The sequence below is a fragment of the Microcoleus sp. Z1_A1 genome, assembly GCF_036700305.1.
Taxonomy (GTDB): Bacteria; Cyanobacteriota; Cyanobacteriia; order Cyanobacteriales; family Microcoleaceae; genus Microcoleus.
The window spans coordinates 43262-50659 of record NZ_JAUBOR010000014.1; the positions used below are offsets into that span (position 1 = coordinate 43262).

The 7398-nt window shown below is 47.5% G+C and carries 4 protein-coding genes; 2 read left to right on the forward strand and 2 right to left on the reverse strand.

All coding sequences use genetic code 11. From position 1 onward, the window contains the following. The first annotated feature begins 33 nt into the window (after positions 1-33). Entirely contained in the window at positions 34-750 is a 717-nt protein-coding gene (locus QT973_RS11670; protein WP_333053598.1) for a heme oxygenase (biliverdin-producing), read from the forward strand. A 261-nt stretch (positions 751-1011) separates the two neighbouring features. Here the strand turns inward: QT973_RS11670 and QT973_RS11675 are convergent, their stop codons facing one another. Both QT973_RS11675 and mfd read right to left on the reverse strand, forming a co-directional pair. Next, positions 1012-1665 carry an S-layer homology domain-containing protein gene (locus QT973_RS11675; protein ID WP_333391361.1) on the reverse strand — a complete coding sequence of 218 codons (654 nt, stop codon included), beginning with the start codon at positions 1663-1665 and terminating at the stop codon, positions 1012-1014. A gap of 132 nt (positions 1666-1797) precedes the next feature. Next, positions 1798-5355, reverse strand: a complete 3558-nt coding sequence (gene mfd / locus QT973_RS11680; RefSeq protein WP_333391363.1) for a transcription-repair coupling factor — start codon at positions 5353-5355, stop codon at positions 1798-1800. A gap of 518 nt (positions 5356-5873) precedes the next feature. On the opposite strand from mfd, the gene QT973_RS11685 reads away from it, so the two are divergent. Next, positions 5874-7208 (forward strand): hemolysin family protein, encoded by a 1335-nt coding sequence (locus tag QT973_RS11685; protein WP_333053595.1) that lies wholly within the window; start codon positions 5874-5876, stop codon positions 7206-7208. The last annotated feature ends 190 nt before the right edge of the window (positions 7209-7398 follow it).

The window sequence follows — 7398 nt, forward strand, 5'->3', positions numbered from 1 at the left end:
AGACGCTGAGTTTCCCACTTACCGAATTTTTTTATGAGCATCAATTTAGCGACCAAATTGCGTGAGGGAACCAAAAAGTCCCACACAATGGCAGAAAACGTCGGTTTTGTCAAGTGTTTTTTAAAAGGCGTTGTAGAAAAAACTTCTTACCGGAAGTTAGTAGGAAACCTCTACTTTGTCTACTCGGCAATGGAAGAGGAAATGGAACGCCAAAAGCAGCATCCGGTTGTTTCAAAAATTTACTTTTCTGAGTTGAATCGCAAACACAGCTTAGAGCAAGATTTATTTTACTACTACGGTGCGAATTGGCGCGAACAAGTAGCTCCGTCAGCAGCAGCTAAAGCTTATGTGGAGCGAATTCGCGAGATTTCGGCGACCGCACCAGAACTGTTAGTAGCTCACTCTTACACTCGCTACTTGGGCGATTTATCCGGCGGACAAATCCTCAAGGGAATTGCCCAGCGCGGGATGAATCTTTCCGAGGGAGAAGGCACTGCTTTCTATGAATTCCAGGATATTCCTGATGAAAAAGAATTCAAGGGTAACTACCGTCAGGCAATGAATGAACTGCCGATTGACGAAGCAACAGCAGAGCGAATTGTTGACGAAGCTAATGCAGCTTTTGGCATGAACATGAAGATGTTCATGGAGTTAGAAGGCAATTTGATTAAAGCAGTCGGTCAGATGCTTTTCAATACCCTGACTCGGAAGCGCGGTGGTGCCAGTACCGAATTGGCTACTGCTGAGTGAGTTAAAGCTCACTGGGGATAATTTGAGCCTCGTTTAAGAGGGAAAACTTAAATCCTGGGGGTTTGATGGCTGCTTTTACAGTCACCAAATCTCCGGGATTTTGCATGGTGTTTGAATGGCGGGCGATCGACTTTTTAACTCATATCGTTTCCGGTTGTATCGGGATTATTTAACCGCAGAGGGCGCAGAGAACGCAGAGGGAGAGAATACAGAGAGGAATAATTCGGATGCTACCGGATTTGATATCACAACTTAACACTATCACCTTCCCACGCCGCGATCGGGAGGCTCCTCGTCGGGGACAGGCAAAGAACTGGGTCTTACCTGCCGCTCCAAATACTTGCTCAAAGCGTAAGCGATATCCCCGCGAGTCATCGGCTTCAAAGGATTAATCTTATTAGTTGCGATATCAACATTAACAAACCCTTCATAAAGTGCAGTAGCCAAAGACTTTCTAGCCCAATTAGGAATTTCGCCTGCATCTGGATACTTAGCTAAAATTTCGGAAATGCTGGGTTCGGGAAACTGAAAAACCCCGTAAGCCTGAGCAAAAATCGCCAAAGCTTCAGCGCGAGTCACCCTTTGATTTGGGAAAAACATTCCGTCGCGATATCCACTCATCGTTCCCGTTTTCAAAGCAGTTTGAATCGCACTGTAAGCCCAGTAACTCTTCGGGACATCCGGCAATTCCCTATCCGGTTTCTGAGCGGTTTTCCGGCGTTCCAAACCAAAAGTTTTCACTAAAATCACCGCCAAATCGGCGCGACTGACAAGGCCATCAGCATTAAAATTACCACTAGCATCTTTATTCATCAATCCGGCACTCACAACCCGATCGATCGGGTCAATTATTTGTTGAGATTGAACCGCCATTGGGACTCCTTGCATTAGCGCGATCGCCAAAAAAATACTCACTAACTTTTTCACGATTTTAATCCTTTCTGTCGCTAAAACCATCATGAAAACAGCAGTAAGATTTTTTAGGGTTCCATCGGTATTATTCTGTGGTTTCGGCGGTGCGCTAGATTTGGGGATTATATATTAAAATCAAACATTTGCTTCCGGCAAAGCGCCCTGCATTTTACCCAACCAATCAATCAAATTATCCAATTGCTTTTGGGCCGTCAAAACCGCCATACCTCGAATAGTAACCTTCCCCTTGCTGTAGACAAAACGAGAGCGCAAATGTTCCGGCAAATTAGCCTTGAGCAAATTCCAAGCAGGCTCTTCCATCGCAGTTTCCAAAACTATGTTCTGCTTATTCTCCGGTTTGATCCGAGAAAAACCGATTTTTTTAGCAATTTGTTTGAGTTCGACAACACGGATAAGTTGCTGGGCTGGCAGAGGAATTGGCCCATAGCGATCGCACCAATCAGCCTGAATCTGCTGTAATTCTTCAGGGGTATTAGCAGAAGCCACAGACCGGTAAGCGCTCATCTTTTGATCCAAATCTGCGATGTAATCGGCAGGAATAAACGCCGTCAAAGTTAGGTCAATTTGCGCGTCCTCAACTTTCGGAATTTCCTGACCCTTAATTTCCCGAATAGCCTCCTCTAACATTTCAGCATACAAATCAAAACCGATCGCCTCCATTTGACCAGATTGTTCAGTACCCAAAACATCACCCGAACCGCGAATTTCCATATCTCGGACAGCCAACTGATAGCCCGAACCCAACTGGGCAAACTCTTGAATAGCCCGCAGCCTCTGCCTTGCAGCATCAGACAGTTGGTTCTGCTTCGGATAAAACAGCCAAGCGTGAGCTTGAATCCCCGCGCGTCCCACCCGTCCCCGCAACTGGTAAAGCTGACCCAAACCAAACTTCTGCGCGTCTTCAATTAAAATTGTATTGACTCGCGGAATATCCAAACCCGACTCAATAATCGTCGTGCACACCAAAATATCAAACTCCGCCGCACTGAAAGTCAGCATGATTGATTCTAGTTCCGACGCCTCCATTTGACCGTGGGCGATCGCAATTCTGGCAGACGGAACCATCTCCTGCAACTGAACTGCCAACTCATCAATCCCCTCAATCCGCGGCACCACGTAAAAAACCTGACCGCCCCTGTCCAATTCTTGACGAATTGCCGATCGCACCACTTCCGGGTTATAGGGAGCCAAATGCGTCTGAATCGGGCGTCTGCTGGGAGGCGGAGTCGAAATCAAACTCATCTCGCGAATCCCCGACAGCGACATATACAAAGTCCGGGGAATCGGCGTTGCTGTCAAAGTCAGAACATCTACCTCTGTTTTGAGAGATTTAATTGCTTCCTTTTGCTTAACCCCAAACCGCTGTTCTTCATCCACCACCAACAAGCCCAAATCCCGAAATTTAATCGCCTTGCTCAAAACAGCTTGAGTACCGACAATCACATCTAATTCCCCAGTCGCCAAACGCTTGTGAATCTCTCGGCGCTCGGTTTCAGTGCGAAAGCGATTGAGCAAACCAACTTCGATCGGATAAGGGGAAAAACGCTCCGAGAGCGTGTGATAGTGCTGTTGGGTCAAAATCGTCGTCGGCGCGAGCAAAGCCACCTGCTTGCCCGCCGTAACCGCCTTAAAAATCGCTCTCAGAGCCACTTCTGTCTTACCAAAACCGACATCGCCGCAGACCAAACGATCCATCGGTCGATCGCCCTCCATGTCGCGTTTCACATCCTGAGTTGCCTTCAACTGATCCGGGGTTGGCTGGTAAGGAAAAGAATCCTCTAATTCTTGTTGCCAAGGCATATCAGGAGGAAAAGCGTAACCTGTTTGTTTAGCTCTTTTAGCATAAAGATTCAGCAAATCCACTGCCAATTTCTTAACAGCTTTGCGAACCTTTGTTTTAGTTTTTTCCCAAGTTTGGCCTGTCAGCTTGTTTAAATCCGGTACTTTATCGCCTACAGTCCGAAACCTCGACAAAGCGCCCAATTGATCGGCCGCCACCCTCAGAGTACCGTCAGCGTATTGAATCAATAAATATTCGCGAGTTTCCCGATCGATCGTCAAACGTTCCAACTTGATAAATTTACCCACTCCGTGCTGGCGGTGAACCACATAATCACCAGGGCTTAATTTATTCGGGTCTACTTGCTTAGAAGCAGCACGACGGCGCTTGCGGACGTAGCTAAAAGTAGCGAGAGAATGCTGACCGTAAAATTCCCGATCGGTAATTAACACAATCCGAAAAGTCGGCAGAATAAAACCTTCTAATTCTGCCAGCCCGCTGTACTTCAAAGCCACCGGAATGTGCTGCAATTGCAACTTGTCGATCGCCAAATAATCGCGCGGATTCACCACAAACTGAGCCGGACAGTCGTGTTCCGAGAGCAAAGAAACAGAACGGCTGGGTTGAGCCGAAACCAGGAAAATAGTAAAACCCCGATCGCGCTCTTCCCTGAGCATTTGAGACAGCTTAGCAAATTGGTGAGGCATCACCGGCACAGGCCGAGAAGCCAAATTAATCGCAGACGGTAGCTGGTCGCCCTCCGCAGAGCTTTGAAGTTTTTTAGCCGTAGAATCTTCTGCCAATTCAGAAAGTTCTAGCCTCTCGAAAGCTGCGACATCTGCCATAGATTCAGCAAAAGTGCGGTGAATTTTCGGAACTTTGAAATTAGCAATTGGCAATTTTTCTGTTTCCTCACCAGTAACTGCCGATTCCCGATTGCAATTATTCCACTGTTCCTGTGCATTCTCATACCAGCGGTCGCTGTGACCTTCGCACCCTTGTGGTTCGTCAATAACAACTAAAGTATTTTCAGTCAAATAATCCAACAAAGATGCAGGTTGCTCGAACGCTAAACCCAACAGCCTGCGGACAAATTTTTCGCCTTCATTTTCTGGGTCTACAGAGCCTAGTTGGTTAATTTCGTCAATATTTTTTTCAGATAAAACTGCTTTAATAATTGTGTTAAAATTAGTAGGGGTTAAAACTAACCGATCGACCTTATCGAGCGATCGCTGGGAAGACGGGTCAAACTCCCGAATTTGCTCCAAATCATCCCCAAACCATTCCAGCCGCACTGGCAACTCCGCCGCTACCGGAAACACATCGACAATATCGCCCCGGCGACTCCACTGGCCCTCCATTTCTACCAGAGTCACTCGATCGTAGCCCATCGACACAAGTTGGCGGTCAAGTATCTTCGAGTCTTGAACCGCACCTCGCTTCAGCGTCAGACAGTAGGGTTCAAAAGCAGCAGGCGGGGGCAAGTGACACTGGAGAGCTCTTTCGGTGGCTACAATCGCGATCGGCTTAGAATTAGGGTTTGTTTCTTGTTTCTCGACCAAATCCGCCAGCACCTGCATTTGTCCCCACGTCATTTCGTTCTCGTCGGAGTAAGATAGCTCGTAGGGCGAAGCCTCGGAAGTTGGGTAAAAATGCACAGTCTGCCAGCCCATAGCCTCTAGCCCTGCCACCCAACGGCCGGCTTCTTCTAGAGTTGCTGTCACTACCAGTAAACTCCGCCCTTCTTGCTGTGCGAGGGCGGAAGCTACTAAACCTTTGGGCAAACGGGCTACGCCGGACAGTTGCACGTAGCGATGGCGCTTGAGCTTGTTGAGGAGTTCTGTTGCTAGGGGCGATCGCCCCAGGGTACGAATTATTGAAGAGAAAGTCATGCGCTTTTAATTTTAATCCCCGATCGGCGAAGGCTCTTTCCCTTTGCCTGTTAAGGAGATTGTACGACAAACATCCCTGATTGTGCCGCTCTGCTGTTGACCGAAAGCATCCAGGATACCCGCCACGTGATTCATCTCGCGCAAGTCAAGGCTTCAATCTAAAATCTAAAATCTAAAATCGCGCAATCGATTGACGCCTGGGAACTTAACTGGAGATAGATTTGTGCTTTAATATGTCGATCCGGCGATCGCGATCGAGCCAGTTCCGTTAATATAGGGCCAGGTTTAGAAAAAATTTCGATTTTGCGATCGAGATTCGCAGCTTCCAGACCTCTCCTGTGACTGCACCCAAAGACGGATACCCTGCCACGTACTCAAGTTGTGAAGATGGAAGAATTTTAGACATTAGGGAAATCCCCCAGATACTGGCGGCGTCGTCAATCTAAAATCTAAAATCTAAAATCTAAAATCGACTAACCGGGCAGAGCGCTTCGCCGTTACTACCGAAAATTTTAGAAATGTCCTCAAATATAGACCTTCTGATTGTTCTCCTGCTGGTTTTCCTCAATGGCTTGTTTGTGATGTCAGAGATGGCCATCATCTCTGTACGGAAGGTGAGACTGCAACAGATGGCCAACCAAGGTTCGATCAATGCCCGTGTAGCCTTGGATCTGGCGAATGCCCCCAATCAGTTCTTGCCGACAGTTCAAATCGGGATTACGATGCTAGCCATTCTGTCGGGCGCTTTTGGGGAAACGACGGTTGCTAAAAGGGTAGAGCCTTTGTTACGGTTGATTCCTGCCTTGGGACCCTATTCTCAGACGATCGCCTCAGTAGTAGCAGTTTTAACCATCACTTATCTGACCTTAATTATCGGGGAACTCGTGCCGAAGCGGCTGGCACTCAACAACCCAGAGCCGATCGCCTCAAGCGTAGCAATTCCCATGCGAATGCTCTCAAAAATCGGCGCTCCTGCGGTTTATCTGTTAAGTTATTCCACTGACTTAGTGATGCGGATCATGGGGATTGTGCCTTCTACAGAACCGCAAGTTACAGAGGAAGAAATTAAAGTTTTAATCGAGCAAGGAACAGAAGCCGGAACCTTTGAAGAAGCCGAACAAGATATGGTGGAAAGAGTGTTTCGTTTGGGCGATCGGCGAGTCAGCGCCTTAATGACCCCGCGTCCCGATCTTACCTGGCTCGATCTGGATGATTCAGTGGAAGAAAACCGCCAAAAAATGCTCGGCAGTGGTCATTCTCGGTTTCCTGTGTGTCAAGGAGGACTCGACAACGTTGTCGGTTTAGTACACGTTACTGATATGCTGTCTCGGACTTTAACTGGTCAACCCCTAGATTTAAGCGCTTCTTTACGACGACCGTTATTTGTACCGGAAAGCACGCGGGGTTTAAAAGTATTAGAACTTTTCAAACAATCGAGCAATCAAATTGCCTTGGTAGTAGACGAATACGGCGTGATTCAAGGATTGGTTACAGTCAACGACATTTTAGTCGAACTCGTTGGCGACTTTCCCTCGATTGAAGATGCTGACGAACCTCAAACCGTGCAGCGCGAAGACGGTTCTTGGCTGTTAGACGGAATGCTAGCAGTCGAAGATTTTTTTGAGCTATTTGGAATCGAAGAGTCAGCCGAACACAAAGGAAGTTACCACACAATGGGCGGTTTTGTGATTACAAATTTGGGGAAAATTCCCACAGCAGCCGAGCATTTTGAGTGGAACGGTTTGCGCGTGGAAGTAGTCGATATGGACGGCAACCGAGTTGATAAAATCTTGGTAATGCCGATCGACTCAACGGGCGATCGCTCCCCCAGCCAGCCAAAAACCCAAAACTAAAAACCATGTAATTTTAATCCATCGACATCATACCCGTAGGGGCGGGTTCACCAACCATCATCGCCGGAAACAAACAATCTCAAAAACCCGCCCCCACCCAACGATAAATCATCTCGACTCAACGGGCGATCGCTCCCCCAGCCAGCCAAAAACCCAAAACTAAAAACCATGTAATTTTAATCCATCGACA

Bases quoted from the DNA above. Each gene is read 5' to 3' on its own strand.
- mfd (WP_333391363.1), bottom strand. From the start codon at position 5,355: ATGACTTTCTCTTCAATAATTCGTACCCTGGGGCGATCGCCCCTAGCA.
- QT973_RS11685 (WP_333053595.1), top strand. From the start codon at position 5,874: ATGTCCTCAAATATAGACCTTCTGATTGTTCTCCTGCTGGTTTTCCTC.
- QT973_RS11670 (WP_333053598.1), top strand. From the start codon at position 34: ATGAGCATCAATTTAGCGACCAAATTGCGTGAGGGAACCAAAAAGTCC.